Annotated in this window: 19 protein-coding genes and 1 pseudogene; 15 read left to right on the forward strand and 5 right to left on the reverse strand. The window is 69.5% G+C overall.

Annotation, left to right across the window (positions count from 1 at the left end):
• Window positions 1–171: 171 nt before the first annotated feature.
• The 3 genes from AB5T46_RS04965 to AB5T46_RS04975 all read right to left on the reverse strand — a co-directional run bounded on the left by AB5T46_RS04965 (window position 172) and on the right by AB5T46_RS04975 (window position 4,727).
• Complete coding sequence (locus tag AB5T46_RS04965) at window positions 172–1,374, reverse strand: acetyl-CoA C-acyltransferase (RefSeq protein ID WP_370562748.1); 1,203 nt, start codon at window positions 1,372–1,374, stop codon at window positions 172–174.
• Between the two features lie 166 nt (window positions 1,375–1,540).
• A complete protein-coding gene (locus tag AB5T46_RS04970) occupies window positions 1,541–3,916 on the reverse strand; it encodes a 3-hydroxyacyl-CoA dehydrogenase/enoyl-CoA hydratase family protein (RefSeq protein ID WP_370562749.1) in 2,376 nt (791 codons plus the stop codon).
• 193 nt (window positions 3,917–4,109) lie between these two features.
• A complete protein-coding gene (locus AB5T46_RS04975) occupies window positions 4,110–4,727 on the reverse strand; it encodes a TetR/AcrR family transcriptional regulator (RefSeq protein WP_370562751.1) in 618 nt (205 codons plus the stop codon).
• 440 nt (window positions 4,728–5,167) lie between these two features.
• Here AB5T46_RS04975 and ndk point away from each other — a divergent pair, with 440 nt between their 5' ends.
• The 11 genes and pseudogenes from ndk to AB5T46_RS05030 all read left to right on the forward strand — a co-directional run bounded on the left by ndk (window position 5,168) and on the right by AB5T46_RS05030 (window position 16,500).
• Window positions 5,168–5,593, forward strand: coding sequence for a nucleoside-diphosphate kinase (gene ndk, locus AB5T46_RS04980; protein ID WP_370562752.1), 426 nt, complete (start codon window positions 5,168–5,170; stop codon window positions 5,591–5,593).
• A 17-nt stretch (window positions 5,594–5,610) separates the two neighbouring features.
• A complete protein-coding gene (gene rlmN, locus AB5T46_RS04985) occupies window positions 5,611–6,861 on the forward strand; it encodes a dual-specificity RNA methyltransferase RlmN (protein WP_370562753.1) in 1,251 nt (416 codons plus the stop codon).
• Complete coding sequence (gene pilW, locus AB5T46_RS04990; protein ID WP_370562754.1) at window positions 6,848–7,666, forward strand: type IV pilus biogenesis/stability protein PilW; 819 nt, start codon at window positions 6,848–6,850, stop codon at window positions 7,664–7,666. The genes rlmN and pilW overlap by 14 nt, the downstream gene beginning before the upstream one ends.
• Complete coding sequence (locus AB5T46_RS04995) at window positions 7,663–8,505, forward strand: helix-turn-helix domain-containing protein (protein ID WP_370562755.1); 843 nt, start codon at window positions 7,663–7,665, stop codon at window positions 8,503–8,505. The genes pilW and AB5T46_RS04995 overlap by 4 nt, the downstream gene beginning before the upstream one ends.
• A gap of 108 nt (window positions 8,506–8,613) precedes the next feature.
• Window positions 8,614–9,246, forward strand: a complete 633-nt coding sequence (locus AB5T46_RS05000) for a YfgM family protein (protein WP_370562756.1) — start codon at window positions 8,614–8,616, stop codon at window positions 9,244–9,246.
• Window positions 9,247–9,260: 14 nt separating this feature from the next.
• Window positions 9,261–10,445, forward strand: coding sequence for an outer membrane protein assembly factor BamB (gene bamB, locus AB5T46_RS05005; RefSeq protein ID WP_370563101.1), 1,185 nt, complete (start codon window positions 9,261–9,263; stop codon window positions 10,443–10,445).
• 171 nt (window positions 10,446–10,616) lie between these two features.
• Complete coding sequence (der, locus tag AB5T46_RS05010) at window positions 10,617–12,032, forward strand: ribosome biogenesis GTPase Der (RefSeq protein WP_370562757.1); 1,416 nt, start codon at window positions 10,617–10,619, stop codon at window positions 12,030–12,032.
• 167 nt (window positions 12,033–12,199) lie between these two features.
• On the forward strand, window positions 12,200–12,793 hold the full coding sequence (gene mobA, locus AB5T46_RS05015; RefSeq protein WP_370562758.1) for a molybdenum cofactor guanylyltransferase: 594 nt from the start codon (window positions 12,200–12,202) through the stop codon (window positions 12,791–12,793).
• Between the two features lie 7 nt (window positions 12,794–12,800).
• Window positions 12,801–14,027 (forward strand): molybdopterin molybdotransferase MoeA, encoded by a 1,227-nt coding sequence (locus tag AB5T46_RS05020; RefSeq protein WP_370562759.1) that lies wholly within the window; start codon window positions 12,801–12,803, stop codon window positions 14,025–14,027.
• 165 nt (window positions 14,028–14,192) lie between these two features.
• A pseudogene (gene moeB / locus AB5T46_RS05025) lies at window positions 14,193–15,341 on the forward strand (molybdopterin-synthase adenylyltransferase MoeB); the annotation flags it as partial.
• A gap of 121 nt (window positions 15,342–15,462) precedes the next feature.
• Window positions 15,463–16,500 carry a DUF2272 domain-containing protein gene (locus tag AB5T46_RS05030; RefSeq protein WP_370562760.1) on the forward strand — a complete coding sequence of 346 codons (1,038 nt, stop codon included), beginning with the start codon at window positions 15,463–15,465 and terminating at the stop codon, window positions 16,498–16,500.
• Between the two features lie 37 nt (window positions 16,501–16,537).
• Here AB5T46_RS05030 and AB5T46_RS05035 read toward each other — a convergent pair whose 3' ends face one another.
• Together AB5T46_RS05035 and AB5T46_RS05040 are read right to left on the reverse strand one after the other, a co-directional pair.
• The gene (locus tag AB5T46_RS05035; RefSeq protein WP_370562761.1) at window positions 16,538–17,311 is read right to left on the reverse strand and encodes an alpha/beta hydrolase; all 774 of its coding nucleotides are present in this window, start codon (window positions 17,309–17,311) and stop codon (window positions 16,538–16,540) included.
• Window positions 17,311–17,622: a DUF1244 domain-containing protein gene (locus AB5T46_RS05040; protein WP_370562762.1), complete on the reverse strand. Its 312-nt coding sequence runs from the start codon at window positions 17,620–17,622 to the stop codon at window positions 17,311–17,313. The genes AB5T46_RS05035 and AB5T46_RS05040 overlap by 1 nt, the downstream gene beginning before the upstream one ends.
• Before the next feature lie 132 nt (window positions 17,623–17,754).
• Between AB5T46_RS05040 and folD the strand changes: the two genes are divergently transcribed.
• From folD to guaA, 4 genes are all read left to right on the forward strand, one after another.
• Complete coding sequence (gene folD, locus AB5T46_RS05045) at window positions 17,755–18,639, forward strand: bifunctional methylenetetrahydrofolate dehydrogenase/methenyltetrahydrofolate cyclohydrolase FolD (RefSeq protein ID WP_370562763.1); 885 nt, start codon at window positions 17,755–17,757, stop codon at window positions 18,637–18,639.
• 239 nt (window positions 18,640–18,878) lie between these two features.
• The gene (gene guaB / locus AB5T46_RS05050; protein ID WP_370562764.1) at window positions 18,879–20,336 is read left to right on the forward strand and encodes an IMP dehydrogenase; all 1,458 of its coding nucleotides are present in this window, start codon (window positions 18,879–18,881) and stop codon (window positions 20,334–20,336) included.
• A 4-nt stretch (window positions 20,337–20,340) separates the two neighbouring features.
• Window positions 20,341–20,562: a hypothetical protein gene (locus AB5T46_RS05055; protein WP_370562765.1), complete on the forward strand. Its 222-nt coding sequence runs from the start codon at window positions 20,341–20,343 to the stop codon at window positions 20,560–20,562.
• Window positions 20,559–22,127: a glutamine-hydrolyzing GMP synthase gene (guaA, locus tag AB5T46_RS05060; RefSeq protein ID WP_370562766.1), complete on the forward strand. Its 1,569-nt coding sequence runs from the start codon at window positions 20,559–20,561 to the stop codon at window positions 22,125–22,127. Before AB5T46_RS05055 ends, guaA begins: the two co-directional genes overlap by 4 nt.
• The last annotated feature ends 131 nt before the right edge of the window (window positions 22,128–22,258 follow it).

Genomic DNA, 22,258 nt, shown 5'->3' on the forward strand with positions numbered 1-22,258 from the left:
GGCCCGCTGCGCGGCGGGCACGCTGCGGCAGGGAAGGCGGGCGGCACCGGGACCGTCCGAAAACCCCGTCACGCATGGATGCGTCGTCACTGCAGGGAACACGGCGACGCCAATGACGTCGCCGGTGCCGCGCTCCCATTCCGTTCGCCGATGCGCCGGCCCGCGGTTCGGCTACAGCGCCTCGAAAATCCCCGCCGCACCCATGCCGGTGCCGATGCACATCGTCACCAGGCCGTACTTCTGCCTGCGGCGGCGCAAGCCGTGGACGATGGTCGCGGTGCGCACCGCGCCGGTGGCGCCGAGCGGATGGCCGAGCGCGATCGCGCCGCCCAGTGGATTGACCTTGTCCGGATCCAGCTCCGAGTCGCGGATCACCGCCAGCGCCTGCGCGGCGAAGGCCTCGTTGAGCTCGATCCAGTCGATCTGGTCCTTCGTCAGCCCGGCCTGCTTCAGCGCCTTCGGGATCGCCGCGATCGGCCCGATGCCCATCACCTCGGGGCGCACGCCCGCCACCGAGAAGCTGACGAAGCGCGCGAGAGGCGTCAGGCCGTAGTCCTTGACCGCCTGTTCCGAGGCCAGCAGCACCGCGCCGGCGCCGTCGCTCATCTGCGACGAGTTGCCGGCGGTGACGGTGCCGCCGAACTGGCCGTTGCGGAACACCGGGCGCAGTTTGGCCAGTCCCTCGGCCGAGGAATCCGGGCGCGGGCCTTCATCGGTGTCGACGTGCGTCTTCCGCAGCTGGATGGTGTTGCCCGCCAGGTCGGGGACATGCGACATCACCTCGTACGGGGTGATCTCGTCCCGGAACTCGCCCGCCTGGATGGCGGCGATCGCCTTGCGGTGCGAGGCCAGCGCGAACGCGTCCTGGTCCTCGCGCGAGACCTTCCATTCCTCCGCCACCTTCTCGGCAGTGATGCCCATGCCGTAGGCGATGGCGACGTGATCGTTCGCGAACACGTTCGGTGACAACGCCACCTTGTTGCCCATCATCGGCACCATGCTCATGCTCTCGGTGCCGCCGGCCAGCACCAGGTCGGCGTTGCCAAGACGGATCTGGTCGGCGGCCAGCGCCACCGCCTGCAACCCAGACGAACAGAAGCGGTTGATGGTCTGCGCGGCTATGGTGTTCGGCAGGCCGGCCAGCAGCACGCCGATGCGCGCCACGTTCATGCCTTGCTCGCCCTCCGGCATCGCGCAGCCGATCACCGCGTCCTCGATGCGGTTCACGTCGATGCCCGGCGCCTGCGCAACGACCGACTTCAGCACATGCGCCAGCATGTCGTCGGGGCGGGTGTTGCGGAACGCGCCGCGCGGGGCCTTGCCCACCGGGGTGCGGGTGACGGCGACGATGTAGGCGTCCTGGATCTGTTTCATGGGCTTTCTCCGAAAGCCGGGAATGGGGAATGGGGAATGGGGAATCGCAAAAGCGCTTCACCCTGTCCGGTGCGCTCCACACCTCCGGCAGAAATTTCCTTGGGGGAGGGAAGGGGGTAGGGCGGGGTCTTGCTCTTCCCCATTCCCTATTCCCCATTCCCTATTCTCAGTTCCTAAGCGGCTTGCCGGTCTTGAGCATGTGCGCGATGCGTTCCTGGCTCTTGGGCATCTGCGCCAGGGCGACGAAGTGCTCGCGCTCCAGCCGCAGCAGCCAGTCCTCGTCGACCGTGGCGCCGCGATCCACCTCGCCTCCGCAGAGCACCGTGGCGATGCGGGTGGCGATCTCGTAGTCGTGCGGCGAGATGAAGCGTCCCTCCAGCATGTTGACCAGCATCATCTTGAAGGTGGCGATCCCGACGTCGCCGGCCACCTGCACCGCACGTTCCGGCAGCGGCGGGCGATGGCCGCTCTCCGCCAGCGCCAGCGCCTGCTGTCGCGCGATGTGCAGCAGCTCGTGCGGATGGAAGACGACCGGATCGTCCCTGCGCAACAACCCCGACTCCCTGGCCTCGACCGCCGAGGTGGACACCTTGGCCATCGCCACCGTCTCGAACACCGACTTCAACTCCGCGAATACGTCGCCGCCGGGTCCGGCCGCGCGCGCGGCGCGTACCGCCAGCTCCTTCAGGCCGCCGCCGGCCGGAAGCAGGCCGACCCCGGCCTCGACCAGGCCGACGTAGCTTTCCAGCCCCGCGACCGTGCGCGCGCTGTGCATCTGGAACTCGCAGCCGCCGCCGAGCGCCAGGCCACGCACCGCCGCGACCACCGGCACCAGCGCGTACTTGATCCGCTGGCTGGTGGCCTGGAAGTTGGCGACCATCGCCTCGAACGCGTCGACCTTGCCGGCCTGCAGCAGGCCGAGCGCGCCGGCAAGGTCCGCGCCGGCGGAGAAGGGCTCCTTCGGCTGCCAGATCACCAGGCCGCGCAGGTCGCGCTCGGCAATCCCGATCGCCTCCTGCAGGCCGTCCAGCACCTGGTCGCTGACGGTGTGCAGCTTGGTCTTGAACGAGGCCACGCCGATGCCGTCGCCGTCGGTCCACAGGCGGATGCCGTCGTTCTCGAACAGCGTCTCGCCCTGCGGGAAGGATTCGCCGAGCAGCGGATCCGGGAAGCGCTGGCGCCGGTAGACCGGCAACGACGAACGCGGCACGGACGCGTCGCGCGCAGGACTGAAGCTGCCGTCCGCGCCATGGACGCCGTCGCGGCCGTCCAGCACCCAGCCGGGCAGCGGCGCGTCGCTCATGGCCTTGCCCGCGGCGATGTCCTCGGCGATCCATTGCGCCACCTGCTTCCAGCCGGCCGCCTGCCAGGTCTCGAACGGGCCCAGCAACCAGCCATAGCCCCAGCGGATCGCCAGGTCGACGTCGCGCGCGGTCTCGGCGATATCGGCCAGGTGGTAGGCGCTGTAGTGGAAAAGGTCGCGGAACGCCGCCCACAGGAAGCGCGCCTGCGGATGTTCGCTCGCGCGCAGCATGGCGAATTTCTCGGCCGGGTTCCTCGTCTTGAGGATCTCGACCACCTCGGGCGCCGCCGCGTCCTTGTCTGCCGGCCGGTAATCCTGCTTCTCCAGGTCCAGCACCTGGATCTCCTTGCCGGCCTTGCGGAAGATGCCGGCGCCGGCCTTCTGCCCCAGCGCCCCCTGGTCGATCAGCGCCTGCAGCCAGGCCGGCGCCTTGAAGTAACGGTGCCAGGGATCGTCGGGCAGGGTGTCGGCCATGGTCTTGATCACGTGCGCCATCGTGTCCAGGCCGACCACGTCGGAGGTGCGGTAGGTCGCCGATTTCGGTCGGCCGACCAGCGGGCCGGTCAGCGCATCGACGGCGTCGAAACCGAGCCCGAATGCCGCGGTATGGTGAATCGTCGACAGGATCGAGAACACGCCGATGCGGTTGCCGATGAAGTTCGGCGTGTCGCGGGCGTAGACCACGCCCTTGCCGAGCGTGGTGGTCAGGAACGCCTCCAGTCCTTCGAGCACCGACGTGTCCGTGGCCGTGGCCGGGATCAGCTCGGCGAGGTGCATGTAGCGCGGAGGATTGAAGAAGTGCACGCCGCAGAAGCGGTGACGCAACTGCTCCGGCAGCACGTCGGCCAGTGCGTTGATCCCCAGGCCCGAGGTGTTGCTGGCCAGCACCGCGTGGTCGGCGACATGCGGGGCGATCTTGCGGTACAGGTCCTGCTTCCAGTCCATGCGCTCGGCGATCGCCTCGATCACCAGGTCGCAGTCCCGCAGCAGTTCCAGCCCGCTGTCGTAGTTGGCGGGAACGATGCGTCCGGCCAGCGACTTGCCGGCGAGCGGGGCGGGGCTGAGCTTGCCCAGATTGGCGATCGCCTTGATCACCACGCCGTTGGGGTCGCCTTCCTTCGCGGGCAGGTCGAACAGCACCGTGTCGACCCCTGCGTTGGTGAGGTGGGCGGCGATCTGCGCCCCCATCACCCCGGCACCCAATACCGCGGCGCGACGTACCAGCAGTTTTTCAGACATGTTTCGTAACTCCTTGTATTAATTTATTTCTTGCCGCGGATTGACGCGGATGAGCGCGGATAAGGCGATGCAGAGTGGGGGAGCGTCCCTGGCGGGCTTGCTAATTACGTGGAGACTTTAGATAAGGCATGTGTCTTATTGAAAACAAAGGTTTTATCCGTGTTTATCCGCGTCAATTCGCGGCCAAAATCCCTTATGCCTTGAATCCGGCGGCGGCGAAGCGGATCAGTTCCTGCGCGGCGCGGCGGCGGTGGGCTTTCTCGTTCATGCCGTGCGGGCGCTTGATCAGGCCGAAATCGGCCATCGCGTAGGTCAGTGCGCCGGCCAGGAAGTCGAGGCGCCAGTACAGTTCCTCCTTCGACAGGTCCGGCAGGCAGGCGGCGAGGGCGCGGGCGAAATCGCGCTGCACGTGCCCGTAGCGTTCGGACAGGAAGGCGCGCAGGCCGTCGTTCTTCTCGGCGTAGGCACGCGCGATCACCCGGATGAAGGCGCCGCCGCCATTGCGGTCACCCGCCAGCGCCAGGGCCGGCTCGACGAAGGCGGCGAGCACCGGCTCCAGCCCGCCGGGGTGTTCCTCCTGGGCCTTGCGCAACATCGATAGCCGCTGCGTGCTCATCTCGTCCATGCGCCGCCGGAACACCTCGTTGACCAGGTTCTCCTTGCTGCCGAAGTGGTAGTTGACCGCGGCGATGTTGACGTCGGCGCGAGTGGTGACCTGGCGCAGCGACGTGCCGCTGAAGCCCTGCTGGGCGAAGAGCTCCTCGGCGGCACCGAGGATGCGTTCCTTGGTCGAGAACTGGGTGGCGGGCATCGGCGCTCCGGAGCGGCTGAATCAAACGCTTGTTTGATGGTAGGGGGATCGCTTGTGCGGGTCAAACCCGGACACCGGAGCTTGGGGCCCGGAAAGGGCTTGAGGCCCCGTCATCCCAGCGCAGGCTGGGATCCATTTTGATCTTGCAGTTGCTTTTGAGATTGCATTTGAACAGGCAACAGCAACATGGATCCCAGCGTGCGCTGGGATGGCGAGCAACGCGGTCAGACTCTTCCGAGTCCTGACCCGGCCCCAATCCCCAGTCCCGGCTGCTCCAGCCGTCCCGACCGGACGGTCTTCAGCGCGAAACGGGTTCTGCAGACCGTGAGGATCGGTTAGAATTCCCGCTAGCCAGTTCGGCTAAACCCGTGCCACATCACGGGTTTTTCATGTTAATGTGGGTCGCTCACAGCAGCCGCCCGCCTCACCGGAGACATTCCATGGCGCTGGAGCGCACCCTCTCGATCGTCAAGCCCGATGCCGTCGCCAAGAACGTCATCGGCGAGATCTACTCCCGTTTCGAAAAAGCCGGCCTCAAGATCGTCGCCGCGAAGATGAAGCACCTGTCCCGCGCGGAGGCGGAGGGCTTCTATGCCGTGCATCGCGAGCGTCCGTTCTTCAATGCCCTGGTCGAGTTCATGAGCAGCGGTCCGGTGACGATCCAGGCGCTCGAGGGCGAGGACGCGATCGCGAAGAATCGCGAACTGATGGGCGCGACCAATCCGAAGGAAGCCGCCGCCGGCACCATCCGCGCGGACTTCGCCGATTCGATCGACGCCAACGCCGTGCACGGTTCCGACGCGGCCGAAACCGCCGCGCAGGAAATCGCGTACTTCTTCGAGCCGAACGAAATCTTCTCGCGCTGATCGAACCACATCGTGCAATGAGCGACTTCATCGTCCAGCCGTCTTTCGCAGGGTCCGGAACCATTCCGGGGCCTGCGTCGCGGCGTCCGCAAGCGGACGCCGGGGCGGCTGCGGCATCCGCCGGCGAGACGAAGCAGAACCTCCTCGAGCTCGACCGCGCGGGCCTGGAACGCTTCTTCGTCGAGACGCTCGACGAGAAGCGCTACCGCGCGCACCAGGTGATGAAGTGGATCCACCACCGGCACGTCACCGCGTTCGACGAAATGACCGACCTGGGCAAGGGATTGCGCGCCAAGCTCGAGGCGCATGCCGAAGTCCGCGTGCCGCAGATCCAGTTCGAAAAGCCCTCCACCGACGGCACCCACAAGTGGCTGCTGGCGATGGACGGCAAGAACGCCATCGAGACGGTGTTCATTCCCGACAAGGGGCGCGGCACCCTGTGCGTGTCGTCGCAGGTCGGCTGCGCGCTGAACTGCCAGTTCTGCTCCACCGCCACCCAGGGCTTCAACCGCAATCTTTCGACCGCCGAGATCATCGGTCAGGTCTGGGTGGCGGCGCGGCACCTGGGCAATGTCCCGCACCGCGTGCGCAAGCTCACCAACGTGGTGATGATGGGCATGGGCGAGCCGCTGATGAACTTCGACAACGTGGTCCGCGCGATGAGCGTGATGCGCGACGACCTCGGCTACGGCCTCGCCAACAAGCGCGTCACCCTGTCGACCGCCGGCATGGTGCCGATGATCGACCGCCTGGGCGAGGTGAGCGACGTGTCCCTGGCGGTCTCGCTGCACGCCGCCGACGATGCGCTGCGCAGCGAACTGGTGCCGCTCAACCGCAAGTACCCGGTGGCCGAGCTCATGGCCGCGTGCCAGCGCTACGTGCTGCGCAAGCGCGGCAGCTCGATCACGTTCGAGTACACGATGATGAAGGGCGTCAACGACCGCCCCGAGCACGCGCGCCAGCTGGCGCGGCTGATGCGCGGCTTCGACAACGCGGTGCAGATGAAGGACGCCGCCAAGGTCAACCTGATCCCGTTCAATCCGTTCCCCGGCACCCGCTTCGAGCGCTCGCCGGAGACCGACATCCGCGTATTCCAGAAACTCCTGCAGGACGCGAGGGTGCTGACGACCGTGCGCCGCACCCGCGGCGACGACATCGACGCCGCCTGTGGCCAGCTCAAGGGGCAGGTCGTAGACCGGACCCGGCGACAGGCGGAGTTTCGCAAGCGGCTTGCCACCCGGGGGGGAGAGGCGGATGCCGCTGCGTAGCGCACTGGTGCTGGGCCTGCTGGCAGTGCTGCTTTCCACGGCGTGTTCGCGCCTGTCGTTCGTCAAACCCAGCGCCAGGCGCGGCGACTCCGAGCAGGTCGCGCCGCGGTACGACGTGAGCGGCACCGCCGAGAGCCGGCGTCGATCCGAGAACCGCCTGCGCCTGGCCCGGGCCGGGCAGGCGCTCGCCAACGGCGAACCCGATGCTGCCGAAAAGCTGCTCCGCGAGGCGCTCAAGGCCGATCCGGGCGACCCGGAGGCGCTGACCCTGATGGCCCTGCTCGAGTCGCGGCGCGGACGCAGCCAGGAGGCCGGCGGCTATTACGCCAAGGCCGCCGAGCTGGCGCCGGCCAGCGGCCGTGCGCAGAACAACTACGGTGCCTGGCTGTGCGGCAACGGGCGGGCCGCCGAGGCGATGGCGTATTTCGACAGGGCTTTGGCCGCGCCGGGATACTCCGAACCGGCCTCCGCGTTGGCCAATGCCGGTGCCTGCGCCGAAGCGGCCGGGCAACCCGGGCGGATCGAGCGCGACCTGCGCGCAGCGCTCTCGCTGCAGCCGACCAACGCGGTGGCGTTGTCAGCGATGGCCGAATACCAGTACCGTAAGGGGAGTTACCTGGAAGCACGCGCATTTTCGCAGCGCCGCCTCGCCGCGGCACCGGCTTCGGCCGACGTTCTTCTACTGGCGTCACAAATCGAGGAAAGACTCGGCGACAGGGCCGCCGCCGATCGCTACCGTCAGCGTTTGGGGAAGGAGTTCCCGCAGGCGTTGTCCGCACAACCCGGGGATAGCAGGCAACCATGACTTCTGCAGCGAATGCAGGCATGCCCGAGCAGGGCTGCGGCGATCGCCTTCGTGAGGCGCGCGCCGCCGCCGGCTTGGACATCGCCGATGTGGCAGCAAAAATGCACGTTCCGGTTCGGGTCGTCGAATCGCTCGAGGCCGAGGACTGGGGCCGTCTGGGGGCGCCCGTATTCGTCCGAGGACAGTTGCGCAGCTATGCGCGGGCACTCGGCCTGCCGGCCGATGCGCTGGTACCGGCGCAGGCATCCATTCCGATCCAGCCGGCGCAGCTCGAGCCACGCACCTTTACGTCCCCGCTGCAGCGGTTCGCCGAACAGGCGGCGCGCCGCCTGGTCTACGTCGTGATCACCGCCGCGATCGCGGTGCCGGTGTGGATGGTGACGCGCCAGCACGTGGACAGCGATCCCCAGGAAACCGCATCGCTCGATATCGACCCCGATCGGGGCGCCGCGGCCGCCGCTCCGGGGCGATCGTCTGCGTCGCAGGCCGAGCAGCAGCCTTTCGTCGCTTCGCTGACGCCGATCCAGAGCCGGAAGTCCCAGATCCGCAAGCCGGAACCGCAGCAGCCCCCGGTAGCGGCGCTGACGCTGCAGTTCAGCGACGACAGCTGGGTGGAAGTGCAGTCGGCCGAAGGCCGTTCGCTGGAGCAGGCACTGGTCCGGGCCGGCGAACGCCGCAGCTACGCGGACGGCGAAGTGGGGCGCATCGTGCTTGGCAATGCCGGCGCGGTCGAAGTGCGCCGGTATGGCCGCGTTCAGGATATGACGCCCTATCAGCGAGCGAACGTCGCGCGCTTTACGGTATCCTCTGACGGTTCGCTCGCACCAGCGACCGAGTAACGTCCGGCACGACCCGCCACGCGGGTTCGCGACACGCAGACACGGGCCCGGCAGCGGGCCCGTTTCCCATGACAGGGCCCGCGCCCGGCGCGCAGGGCGAGAGACAGTATGGCGATCGAACTTCTCGACGAACACGAACAGGGCGAACGCGTCCGCGAATGGCTGCGGCGCAACGGATTCGGACTGTTTGCCGGCGTGGTGCTCGGGCTGGGCATGATCGGTGGCTGGCAGTGGTGGCAGCGGCACCAGCACGGTGAGCGCGTACAGGCCGGCGAACACTATCAAGCGGCGCTCGCGAGCATCCAGGCCGGCGATCTCGACGCCGCCCGGAACCAGGCCCAGGAGCTGCGGAAGGGCGGCGTCTACGGCGCCCTGATCGCATTCGACCTGGCCAAGGCCCAATTCGAGGCCGGCGACCGCGAGGCCGCCATCGCCACGCTGCAGCAGGCTGCCGATGGCGCCGATCCCGCGCTCGAGCCGATCCGCCGTCAGCGCCTGGCGCAACTGCTGATCGATGCGGGACAGGCGCAGGAAGCGGCGACCCTGCTCTCGGACGCCGCCGACGCCACCGGGCTCGAAACGCTGGGCGATGCCCGGTTCGCGCTCGAACAACGCGACCAGGCGCGAGGGGCCTACGAGGAAGCGCTGCGACGGATGGACGTCGCGGCGCCGCAGCGCCGCCTGGTCGAACTCAAGCTCACCCAAGCCGGCGGCAAGCCGTCCCAGCCCGAGACCATTTGATGAAGCCAGCGAAGATCAAGCCACATTCCCTGCTGCTGCGCACCGCCGCGGTACTGCTGTGCGCGGTTGCGGTGTCGGGTTGCAGCACGATCCGTGGCTGGTTCGATGGCGACGACGACAAGGTCAATACCACCGATCCGGCCGAACTCACCGATTTCACCGCGTCGGTTTCGGTGTCGCGGATCTGGACGGCCTCTGCGGGCAAGGGCGAGAAGCGGATCGGTGCCGGACAGGCTCCGACCGTGGCCGACGGCCGCGTCTATGCCGCCGCGATCGAGGGCGGCGTGCGCGCCATCGACCTGCAGAGCGGCGCCACGCTCTGGCACCACGAATCCGACCTCCGACTCTCCGGCGGTCCCGGTGCCGGCGAGGGCCTGGTGGTGGCCGGCGGCCTGGAAGGCGACGTGCTGGCGCTGGACGCGGAGAGCGGCAGCGAACGCTGGCGCGCCGAGGTCGGCAACGAGGTCATCGCCGCGCCCGCGGTCGGGCAGGGGACGGTGATCGTGCGTTCCAACGACGGCCGGGTCACCGCCTTCGATGCGGCCAGCGGCGAGCGTCGCTGGTTCTGGGCCCGCGACCTGCCGCCGCTCACCGTGCGCGGCAACGACGCGCCGGTGCTCGGTCCGGGCTACGTGTTCGTGGGCAACGACGACGGCACCGTGGTCGCGCTCGGCCTCGCCGATGGTCGTCCCGTCTGGGAACAGGCGGTCGGCCAGCCCGACGGCCGGACCGACCTGGAACGCATGACCGACATCGATGGCAGCCCGGTCCTGGACGAGGCCACGCTGTACGCCAGCAGCTACAAGCAACAGACCATGGCGATCGAAGCGCCGAGCGGCCGTCCGTTGTGGTCCAGCGACCGCGGTGGCGCCGGTCGCATCGGACTCGGCTCCGATCGCCTGGTGGTCGCGGACCCGGCCGGAACCGTCTGGGCGCTGGACAAGAACAGCGGTTCGGCCCTGTGGCAGCAGGACGTCCTGGCACGGCGCAACCTCAGCTCGGCAGCGGTGCAGGACGGCCACGCCGTGGTCGGCGATTTCGACGGCTACCTGCACTGGCTCAAGCTCGATAACGGCGAACTGGCGGCGCGCACCCGCGCCGGTCGCGCCGCCGTCAAGGGCGCTCCGATCGTGGCCGACGGCATCCTGGTGGTACAGAACATCAAGGGCGACCTGAGCGCTTACCGGCTGGAGCAGTAGGCGCCGGGATTCGAGAATAGGGAATAGGAAATCGGCCGTAGCCGACGACCGAAGACGCCGCGATTCCCGACCATGCCGCTCACGGCCGCCGACAATGGCGGAGGCGGCATGATCCATGCCGCCGTCCTGTTTTACGATTCCCCATTCCCGATTCCCCATTCCCGGCCCCCAATGCTCCCACTCGTCGCCCTTGTCGGCCGCCCGAACGTCGGCAAGTCGACGTTGTTCAACGCGCTGACCCGCAGTCGCGACGCGCTGGTGCACGATCAGCCGGGGGTGACCCGCGACCGCAACTACGGTGTCTGCCGGCTCGAGCCGGAGCGCCCGTTCGTGCTGGTCGATACCGGCGGCATCGCCGGGGAGAACACCCATCTCGAAACCGGAGGTCTGGCCGGTGCGACCGCGCGCCAGGCCCGGGCCGCCGCAGACGAAGCCGATCTGGTGCTGTTCATCGTTGACGGCCGCGAAGGTCCGACAGCGCTGGACGACGAACTCGTACAGTGGCTGCGCAAGCGCGACCGGCCGGTGCTGCTGGTGGTCAACAAGACCGACGGCATCGACACGCGCGCGGCGATGGCGGAGTTCGCCCGCTATGGGTTCAGTGATGCATTGCCGGTGTCGTCGGCACACCGCCAGGGGATCGACGAGCTGCTGGCCGAGGTCGTCGGGCGCCTGCCGGCGGACGGCGACGCCGAGGTGCTCGACGAGGACCCGGAGCGCATGCGCGTGGCCTTCATCGGGCGGCCGAACGTCGGCAAGTCGACGCTGGTGAACCGGCTGGTCGGCGAGGAACGCATGATCGCCTCGGAGGTGCCGGGCACCACCCGCGACTCGATCGCGGTGGACCTGGAGCGCGACGGCCGCAAGTACCGCCTGGTCGACACCGCCGGCATCCGCCGCAAGGCCAGGGTGGAGGAGGCGGTGGAGAAGTTCTCGATCGTCAAGACGCTGCAGGCGATCGAGCACTGCCAGATCGCCGTGGTGTTGCTGGACGCCAGCGAGGGCGTCACCGACCAGGACGCCAGCGTGCTCGGCGCGGTGCTCGACGCCGGCCGCGCGCTGGTGGTCGCCGTCAACAAATGGGACGGACTGACCGCCTACCAGCGCGAACAGACCGAAGCGCTGCTGTCGCGCAAGCTGGTGTTCATGCAGTGGGCCGAGGCGGTGCGGATCAGCGCCAAGCACGGCTCCGGACTGCGCGAGCTGTTCCGCGCGATCCATCGCGCGCACGCCTCGGCGACGCGCGAGTTCGGCACCTCCGAGGTCACCCGCGCACTGGAGGCCGCCTACGCGGCAAGCCCGCCGCCGACGGTGCGCGGCCATGTCGCCAAGTTGCGCTTCGCCCACCCGGGCGGCAGCAATCCGCCGACCTTCGTGGTCCACGGCACCCGCCTGCGCACGCTGTCTGACAGCTATCGCCGCTATCTGGAGAACTTCTTCCGCAAGCGCTTCAAGCTGGTCGGCACGCCGGTGCGGTTCGTGTTCAAGGAAGGCGAGAACCCCTACAAGGATCGCAAGAACGTGCTGACCGAGCGCCAGGTGGAGAAGAAGCGGCGGCTGATCCGGCACGTCAAGCGAAAGGGCTGAAGCATGACCGACAGGGATCGGAATCCCCCTCTCGTAGAGCGGAGCTTGCTCCGCTACATGGGCTCCGGAGCCCGCCCTGTAGAGCCGAGCTTGCTCGGCTGCGTGGGCTCCGGAGCCGGGAGCAGCGGAGCAAGCTCCGCTCTACGGGGGGGCGGGTGCCGGTCGGCATGAACGCGCGGCCTCCGGCTCTCGGTCAGGAGGCGGTGACGCTCGGTATTCTCGCCGGCGGCCGCGGGCTGCGGCTGGGCGGCGCCGACAAGGCCTGGCTGCGCCGCGACGGCATGGCCCAGGTGCAACGCCTGGCCGCACGGTTCGCGCCCGAGACGGGCGCCGTGCTGGTCAGCGCCAACCGTGCAGCCGAACGTTATGCCGCCATCGGCCTGGCCATGATTGCGGACCGCACGCCCGATGCCGGACCGCTCGGCGGGCTCGATGCGCTCGCGCAGACGTGCGGCAGCGCGTGGCTGCTCACCGTCCCGGTGGACCTGGTGTCGGTGAACGACTGCCTGTTGCCGAGCCTGGCCGCTGCCGGCGGCACGGGTGCATACGCGGTCGACGACGACGGCGTGCAGCCGCTGGTCGCGCTGTGGCGGGCCGAGGCCCTGCGGCGCTCGGCGGCCGCCGCGATCGCATCCGGCGACCTCATGGTGCAGGCGCTGCAGCGGCGGCTCGGCATGGCAGCCGTGCGACTGGCCGGCGTACGCTTCGGCAATCTCAACACCCCCGGGGACCTGGCCGCGGCCGGCTTCGACCCGGCATGAGCCCGACATGAGCGACTTCCCGACCCGCATCGCCTACGCCGTCGCCCACGAGATCGTCGATGCCGTCGCCATCGGCAGGCAGCTGCCGCCCGAACGCTGCGCGCTTCAGCGTGCGCATGGCCGGGTGCTCGCGGCCGACGTATACGCGGTATTGCAGCAGCCGCCGTTCGATAACTCGGCGATGGACGGTTTTGCGCTGCGTCACGTCGACCTCGGCGGCGGCGGCGAAACCGCGCTCGAGCTGGCCGGCGAACAGTTCGCCGGCGCCGCGCTCGGCCTGCGCATCGGCACCGGCCAGTGCGCACGCATCACCACCGGCGCGCCGCTGCCGGCCGGTGCCGATACCGTGGTGATGAAGGAGAACGCCGCCGTCGACGGCAATCGCGTGCGCGTGCTGGCGACGCCCGCACCCGGGCAGCACGTGCGCCGCGCCGGCGAGGACAGCGCGGTCGGCGACCGCCTGCTGCAGGTCGGCGACATACTGTCGCCGTCGCGGGTCGCCCTGTGCGCATCGCAGGGAATGGCCGAGCTGGAGGTCCGGCGGCGCCCCACGGTCGCGGTCTTCACCACCGGCGACGAGCTGGTGGAGCCCGGACTGCCGCTGCGGCCGGGCGAGATCTACAACTCCAACCGCGAGCAGCTGATGGGACTGCTGCGAGCCGAGGGCCTGGAGCCGGTCGCCTGGCCGACGCTGCCGGACGACCCGGGCGCGATCGAATCGGCCCTGCGCCACGCCGGCAACGCCTTCGACCTGGTGATCACCTGCGGCGGCGTCTCGGCCGGCGAGAAGGATCATGTGCCCGCGCTGCTGCAGGCGCAGGGGCGGGTGCGCTTCTGGAAGGTGCGGATGAAGCCGGGCATGCCGGTACTGCTGGCCGAGGGCGGCCGCCTCGGCGAGGCATTGTTCCTGTGCCTGCCGGGCAACCCGGTATCGGTGCTGGCGACCTGGCTGACGCTGGGACGTCGGCTGCTGGACGGATTGCATGGCCGGCGCGAGCCGCGGTTGCGGCTGCACGCGCGCCTGGGCAGCGACTGGCACAAGCGCCAGGAGCGGCTTGAATTCCTGCGCGGCAGGCTGCACTGCGGCGAGGACGGCGTGTTGCGGGTCGAGCCGAATCCCGCCGACGGCTCGCACCGGATGCGCGCCGCAGCCGATTCCGACGCGCTGATCGTGCTGGCGGAAGGCCCGCGCGACTATCCGGCCGGCAGCGTGGTGGAAGTGCTGCCGTATTGACTGCCTCGTAGAGCGGAGCTTGCTCCGCTGCTCGCGGGCTCCGGGAACCGCGCAGCCGAGCAAGCTCGGCTCTATGGGATCCTGGCTTCGGAGACCGCGTAGCGGAGCAAGCTCCGCTCTACGGCGAGATGCACTGCAGCGTTCCGTTCCGGCGATGCGCAATCGCGCGATAATCGCCGCATGGCGATCCTGGAAATCTCCCCGCGCGAGGCCTACCGGCGGCTGGCCCGCGGCGTGCGCCTGATCGACGTGCGCGAGGAACACGAGCGCATGACCGGCATGGCGCAAGGCGCGAGCGGCGTCGAACGGGCGGAACTGGAGCGTGCGCCCGATCGCCACGCACCGGTGCGCGACGAGCCGCTCATGCTGATCTGCCAGGGCGGCGGTCGCTCGCTGCAGGCGGCGCAGGCGCTGCAGGAACAGGGCTATGCGGATCTCGCCTCGATCGCCGGCGGCACCACGGCCTGGCAGGCGGAAGGCCTGCCGATGACGGCGCCGCAGCCGGGCGTCGACACCGATTTCCACGAACGCTATTCGCGCCACCTGCGCCTGCCGGAGATCGGCCTGGCCGGGCAGCAGCGGCTGCAGCAGGCCCATGTGCTGCTGCTCGGCGCCGGCGGCCTCGGCTCGCCGGCGGCGTACTACCTGGCCGCGGCCGGCGTCGGCAGCCTGCGCATCGCCGACGACGACGTGGTCGATCGCAGCAACCTGCAGCGGCAGATCCTGCACGCGGAGGACCGCATCGGCACGGCCAAGGTCGCCTCCGCCGCAACCACGCTCGCCGCGCTCAATCCGCGCACCCGGATCGATGCCGTCGCCGAGCGCGTGACCAGCGCCAACGTCGAGCGCCTGCTCGAGGGCGTGGACGTGGTGATCGACGGCGCCGACAATTTCCCCGTCCGCTACCTGCTCAACGATGCCTGCGTGAAGCTCGGCAAGCCGCTGGTCTACGGTGCGGTGCACCGGTTCGAGGGACAGGCGAGCGTGTTCGACGCCGGCCGCAGGCGCGGCGAGGCGCCCTGCTACCGCTGCCTGTTCCCGGAGCCGCCGCCGCCGGAAGCCGCCCCCAATTGCGCCGAGGCGGGGGTGCTCGGGGTGCTGCCCGGCGTCATCGGCCTGATCCAGGCCACCGAGGCGATCAAGCTGCTGCTCGGGCTCGGCGATCCGCTCAGCGGCCGCCTGCTGCATTTCGACGCCCTGGCGATGCGCTTCCGCGAGACCCGGCTGACACCCGACCCGGACTGCCCGTTGTGCGCGCCGGGCCGCGAATTTCCCGGCTACATCGACTACGCGGCATTCTGCGCGGCGCGCTGAGCGCGGGGCGCGCGCCGCCGCCTCGGCCGCGCTGCGGGGTGTCTTCACACCCGCTGCGGCAGGATGCAGAAGGCGCGGGCAACGATGCCGCCCGCGTTCGTACTTGCTGCCAGGGGGTTCGATGATCCGGACATTGTGGTTGCTGCTGACGCTGACGGCCGCGCCGGCGCTGGCGGCCGATGTCTGCCCGGTCCTGCGGGGACAGACCAGCGCATCCGAGGTCGCCACGCGGATCGCCGCGTTCGCTTGCGAGGAGCATCAGCTCTGGCATCGTCCGTTCATCGACGCCGACGGCCGCCTGGCCGGATCGACCGTGCGCGAGGCCGAGACGGGGCTGCTCGCCAACGGCGAACAGGCCGGGCGGCGCGTCGCCGGCTACTGGCGCGACAGCGGACTGCTGGGACGTGCGGCGGGCCGCCCCGGTGCGGCCGAGTGCGGCCATGCCGGGATGGGCGGTCCGCCGTCGGCGGGCTGCCGCGCCTTCATCGTCGACGCGCCCTGGTCGGCGGTGTTCGTGTCGTGGGTGCTGCGGCGGGCCGGACTACCGGGATTCGCCGCTGCCACCAGCCACCTCGCCTACGTTCGCGGCGCCTACCGCGAACCCGAGGCCAGCGCCTATCGCGTCACCGATCCCGTCACCGCCCGTCCGGCGCCGGGCGACCTGCTGTGCCACGTGCGTTCGAACCCTCGCATCTACGGCTTCGGCGGACTCGCCGGGCTGCTGAGTGCGGGAGAGGAGGGGCTGGGCATGCATTGCGACATCGTCGTCGCGGTCGATCCCGATCGAGACGGCCTGGCCTACCTGGTCGGCGGCAACGTGCTCGACGGCGTCACCATGCGCCTGCTGCCGCTCACCGCCGGCGGACGGTTCCGCGACCTGCCGATGCGGCGTCTCGACGCGCCGGCGTGCACGCCCGACACGCCGGCCGCCTGCAACGCCAACCGCCAGGACTGGGCGGTGCTGCTGCAGCTGCGGCCGCAACAGGAACTGGCGCGCCTGACGCCTCCGTTGCCGATGGCGACCTCGCCTGCGTACCCATCGCCGGCAATGCCGGCGCAGCCACCGGGCACTCCGGCCGGCTGTTGCATCTATTGCGTTGCCGGTGATACGAGCGTGCCGCGTTGCCCGAAGGGTGCATCGCCAGGAGACGACTGGTGACCCCGGGTGGCGCGCGGTCCGCGGGCGTGTCCGGGGCTCAGCGCAGGAAGCGCGCCAGCGCCTCGCCGTAGCCGGGCTGCAGATGAATGTCGTTGTGGCCGGCCTGCGGGAAGTCGACCACCGTCGGCGTGCGGTGCCAGGAGGCGATCAGGCGATCGGTGTGCCGCGGCGGGATCACGGCATCGTTGCCGGCGCGCAGGACCAGCAGCGGCCCGTCGTAGCGCGCCAGCCGGGCCACGGAGTCGTACCGGTCGCGCAGCAGCAGGCGCACCGGGAGCCAGCGGTAGTGGCCCTGGGCAACGGCGGCGAGATTGTCGAACGGCGTGACCAGGACCAGCCGCTCGACGTCGCGATGGGCGGCGACATGGCTGGCGATGCCGCTGCCGAGGCTGCGCCCGATCAGCGCGATACGGCCATGCGGATGGCGCCTGCGCACCTCGTCATACAGGGCAAGTGCATCGGCGAGCAGGGCGGCCTCGCTCGGGCTGCCGTCGCTGGCGCCGTAGCCGCGATAGGCGAGCAGATAGCTGCTTCGCGCCGGCAGCCATGCGGCGAGATCGTCGCGGTTGTCCTCGATTCGCTCGGCGTTTCCGCCGAAATACAGCACCGCATCGGTCTGGTGCGGATTGACGATCCAGCCGCGCAGGACGGCATCGCCGCGGTCGAGTTCGAGGTCGGTTTCGGCGGCATCGCCGCGGGTGAACTGCGGGAAGTACATCAGGCGACGCTGCTGCACGTACATCAGCACGCAGATGGCGAGATAGCACAGGGCAAGGACGGCGAGCAGCCCCAGCGCCGCCTTGGCCATCATCAATCGCCCTTCGGGTGCGTGCGCTGCACGGCTTCGAACGCTGCCAGTTGCTCCGGCGTCGCCTGCGCCTGATGTTGCGCCTTCCAGTCCGCGAAGGGCCTGCCGTAGATCGCTTCGCGCGCCTGGTCCTTCGTCATCGCGACGCCGCGCGCCTCCGCGGCGTCGCGGTACCAGTCGGCCAGGCAGTTGCGGCAGAAGCCGGCCAGGATCATCAGGTCGATGTTCTGCACGTCGGGCCGCGTCTGCACCAGGTGCCGCTGCAGGCGGCGGAAGACGGCGGCTTCGATTTCGGTGGTGGTGGAATCGCTCATCGTGTGTTCCATGCGCATCTCGGCGCGATGCTCGTCTCGGGAATCCGCGACAGGATCGCGCCCATGGCCTGCGCCTACAAGCACGGGGCTGAATCGGGGACAATACGGGTCGTTCCCAGCAGATCATCCTGCATGACCGAGCCCGCCCCGCACCAGGCCCGCATCCTCGACGGCAGACGCGTCGCCGACGCGCTGCTCGACGAGCTGCGGCTACGGGTGGATGCGCGGATCGCCACCGGCGCCATGCGGCCGGGGCTCGCGGTGGTGCTGGTGGGCGACGATCCGGCCTCGCGATCGTACGTGCGCAACAAGCGGCGCGCGGCCGAGAAGGTCGGCATCCGCGCGCTGGACTTCGACCTGCCGGCCGGCACAGGGGAAGGGGAGCTGCTGGCGCTGATCGACCGCCTCAACGCCGACCCGGGCGTGCACGGCATCCTGGTGCAACTGCCGTTGCCGGGCATTCCCGACGCCACCCGCCTGATCCACCGCATCGATCCGCGCAAGGACGTCGACGGCTTCCACCCGGAGAACGTCGGCCACCTGGCGCTGCGCCAGTTCGGTCTGCGCCCGTGCACGCCGCGCGGCATCACCACGCTGCTGGCCTGGACCGACCGCCCGGTGCGCGGCCAGAGCGCCACCATCGTCGGCGTCAGCAACCACGTCGGCCGGCCGATGGCGCTGGAGCTGCTGATCGCCGGCTGCACCGTCACCAGTTGCCATAGGTTCACCCCGGCCGACGTGCTGAAGCGCCACGTCGGCGAGGCCGACATCCTGGTGGTCGCGGTCGGGCGGCCGGGCCTGATCCCGGGAGAGTGGGTCAAGCCGGGCGCGGTGGTGATCGACGTCGGCATCAACCGGCTCGAGGACGGGCGGCTGGTGGGCGACGTCGGCTTCGCCGAGGCCTCGCGCCGCGCCAGCTGGATCACCCCGGTACCGGGCGGGGTGGGGCCGATGACCGTGGCCACGCTGATGCAGAACACCTTCGAGGCCGCGGAAGCCTCCGACCGCCGGGGGTAGGCTGGCAGGCGATGCCCTGGGCGCGCCCGCGCCCGGTACCAAGCCCGCTTTCGGCTCTTCAACACGTGCCTTCGCGGTCTCCAGCGGCCTTCCGGGCGGATTTCGACCAAGCGAGTATCGGGGAGCGACTCGAAATTCGTCCGGAAGGCCGCCCCGGGGCACTATCCGGGTGCCCTGCAAGCGTCGTCTGCCGTCGCAAACGCGATACAATGACGTGCTTCTCCCCCTCCGGACCGCCCATGCTGCGCATCCTGGCCGAAGCGCTCACGTACGACGACGTTTCCCTCGTTCCCGCCCACTCGCAGATCCTGCCCAAGGACGTCTCGCTCGCCAGCCGCCTGACCCGCGACCTGCGCCTGAACCTGCCGATCATCTCCGCGGCGATGGATACCGTGACCGAATCGCGCCTGGCCGTCGCCATGGCCCAACTCGGCGGCATCGGCATCCTCCACAAGAACATGTCGGCCGAGCGCCAGGCCGCGGAAGTGGCGCGGGTGAAGAACTTCGAGGCCGGCGTGATCCGCGAGCCGTTCACCGTCGGGCCCGACACCACCATCGGCGATGTGCTCAAGCTCACCCGGGCGCGCAACATCTCCGGCGTGCCGGTGGTCGACGGCGGACAGCTGCTCGGCATCGTCACCGGGCGCGACATGCGCTTCGAGACCCGGCTCGAGGATCCGGTGCGCAACGTGATGACGCGCAAGGAGAAGCTGGTCACCGTGCGCGAGGGCGCGAGCGACGAGGAGGTGCTGCAGCTGCTGCACAAGCACCGCATCGAGAAGGTGCTGGTGGTCAACGACGGCTTCGAGCTGCGCGGCCTGATCACCGTCAAGGACATCCAGAAGGCACGCGACAACCCCAACGCCGCCAAGGACTCCGACGAGCAACTGCTGGTCGGCGCCGCGGTCGGCGTCGGCGGCGACACCGAACGGCGCATCGAGGCGCTGGTGGCGGCGGGCGTGGACGTGGTGATCGTCGACACCGCGCACGGGCACGCGCAGGGCGTCATCGACCGCGTCGCCTGGACCAAGAAGACCTTTCCGCAGGTACAGGTGGTCGGCGGCAACATCGTCAGCGGCGACGCCGGGCTGGCGCTGATGGATGCCGGCGCGGACGCGGTGAAGGTCGGCGTCGGCCCCGGCTCGATCTGCACCACGCGCATGGTCGCCGGCGTCGGCGTGCCGCAGGTGACCGCGGTGTCGATGGTCGCCGACGCATTGCAGGACCGCATCCCGCTGATCGCCGACGGCGGCATCCGCTTCTCCGGCGACATCGGCAAGGCGATCGCCGCCGGCGCCTCGACGGTGATGATCGGCGGCCTGTTCGCCGGCACCGAGGAATCGCCCGGCGAAACCGAACTGTTCCAGGGGCGCAGCTACAAGAGCTACCGCGGCATGGGCAGCCTGGGCGCGATGGAGCAGGGCTCCAAGGACCGCTACTTCCAGGACGCCAGCGATGCCGACAAGCTGGTGCCCGAGGGCATCGAGGGCCGGGTGCCGTACCGCGGCCCGCTCAGCGGCGTGGTCCACCAGCTCGCCGGCGGCCTGCGCGCGACCATGGGCTACGTCGGCTGCGCGACCATCGAGGAGATGCGCAGCAAGCCGTCGTTCGTGAAGATCACCGGCGCCGGCCAGCGCGAGAGCCACGTGCACGACGTGCAGATCACCAAGGAACCGCCGAACTACCGGATGGGCTGATCCGATGGCCGGATCGACGCCGCCGCCGCGTCGCCGCCGGATCGGCACCGGGCTGATCGTGCTCGCGGCGATGGTCCTGTGCCTGGTCGGCCTGCAGCTCTACCGCGGCCACCAGCTGCGCGCCTCCTGCGAGGACGGCGGCGGCCGCTGGGACGCGGACCGCAAGCAATGCACCTTCGGCGGCACCGACCGCATCCCGACCACGCCCGAGTCCCCGCCGCAATGACCGACCTGCACAGCGACAAGATCCTCATCCTCGATTTCGGTGCGCAGTACACGCAGCTGATCGCGCGGCGCATCCGCGAGATCGGCGTGTACTGCGAGGTCTGGGCCTGGGACCACGATCCGGCCGAGATCGCGAGGTTCGGCGCGAAGGGCATCATCCTCTCCGGCGGTCCGGAGTCGACCACCCTGGAAGGCGCGCCGCGCGCACCGCGCGAGGTGTTCGACTGCGGCCTGCCGCTGCTCGGCATCTGCTACGGCATGCAGACGATGGCCGCCCAGCTCGGCGGCGAGACCGAGGCCGCCGACCAGCGCGAATACGGCCATGCCGAAGTCGAGCTGACCGCCCGCGACCGGCTGTTCGAGGGCCTCGCGGATCACCCGGGTCCGCCACCGCGTTTGGACGTGTGGATGAGCCACGGCGACCACGTCTCCAGGGCGCCGCCGGGCTTCACCGTCACCGCCAGCACCGGGCGCGTGCCGGTTGCGGCGTTCGCCAACGACGAGAAGCGCTGGTACGGCGTGCAGTTCCATCCCGAAGTCACGCATACCAAGCAGGGCCTGGCCCTGCTCAGGCGCTTCGTCACCGACATCTGCGGATGCGACACGCTGTGGACCGCGGCCAACATCATCGAGGACCAGATCGCGCGCGTGCGCGAGCGGGTCGGCGACGACGAGGTGATCCTCGGCCTTTCCGGCGGCGTGGATTCCTCGGTGGTCGCCGCGCTGCTGCACAAGGCCATCGGCGACCAGCTCACCTGCGTGTTCGTCGACACCGGTCTGCTGCGCTGGCAGGAGGGCGACCAGGTCATGGCCACCTTCGCCGAGCACCTCGGCGTCAAGGTGATCCGGGTCGATGCCCACGAGCGTTACTTCAGCGCACTGCGGGGCGTGGCCGATCCCGAAGCCAAGCGCAAGGTCATCGGCAACCTGTTCATCGAGATCTTCGACGAGGAAGCCGGCCGGCTGGCGAATGCGAAATGGCTGGCGCAGGGCACGATCTACCCGGACGTGATCGAATCGGCCGGCAGCAAGACCGGCAAGGCTCACGTGATCAAGAGCCATCACAACGTCGGCGGGCTGCCCGAACACATGAAGCTCGGCCTGGTGGAGCCGCTGCGCGAGCTGTTCAAGGACGAGGTGCGCCGCCTCGGCGTGGAGCTGGGCCTGCCGCGCGAGATGGTCTACCGGCACCCGTTCCCGGGCCCCGGCCTGGGCGTGCGCATCCTCGGCGAGGTGCGGCCGGAATACGCCGAACTGCTGGCGCGTGCCGATGCGATCTTCATCGAGGAGTTGCGCAAGGCGGATCTCTACGACAAGACGAGCCAGGCCTTCGCCGTGTTCCTGCCGGTCAAGTCGGTGGGCGTGGTCGGCGACGCGCGCGCCTATGAGTGGGTGATCGCGCTGCGCGCGGTGGAGACTGTCGACTTCATGACCGCGCACTGGGCGCACCTGCCGTACGAGTTCCTCGGTCGTGTTTCGAACAGAATAATCAATGAATTGCGAGGCATTTCTCGCGTGGTTTATGACATTAGCGGCAAGCCGCCGGCGACGATCGAGTGGGAGTGACGGAGTGTGGTGCGCCCCTGAAATCATCATAGGGCGATGACGTCACTTGCGACCGGGAAAATCGGTCCGCTCGTGTCGACCGTCGGACGGTGAATCCGGGCTCCACGGCGCAACTGGCATACTTGCCGCCG

It is taken from the genome of Luteimonas salinilitoris (assembly GCF_041300785.1).
Classification (GTDB): Bacteria; Pseudomonadota; Gammaproteobacteria; order Xanthomonadales; family Xanthomonadaceae; genus Luteimonas; species Luteimonas salinilitoris.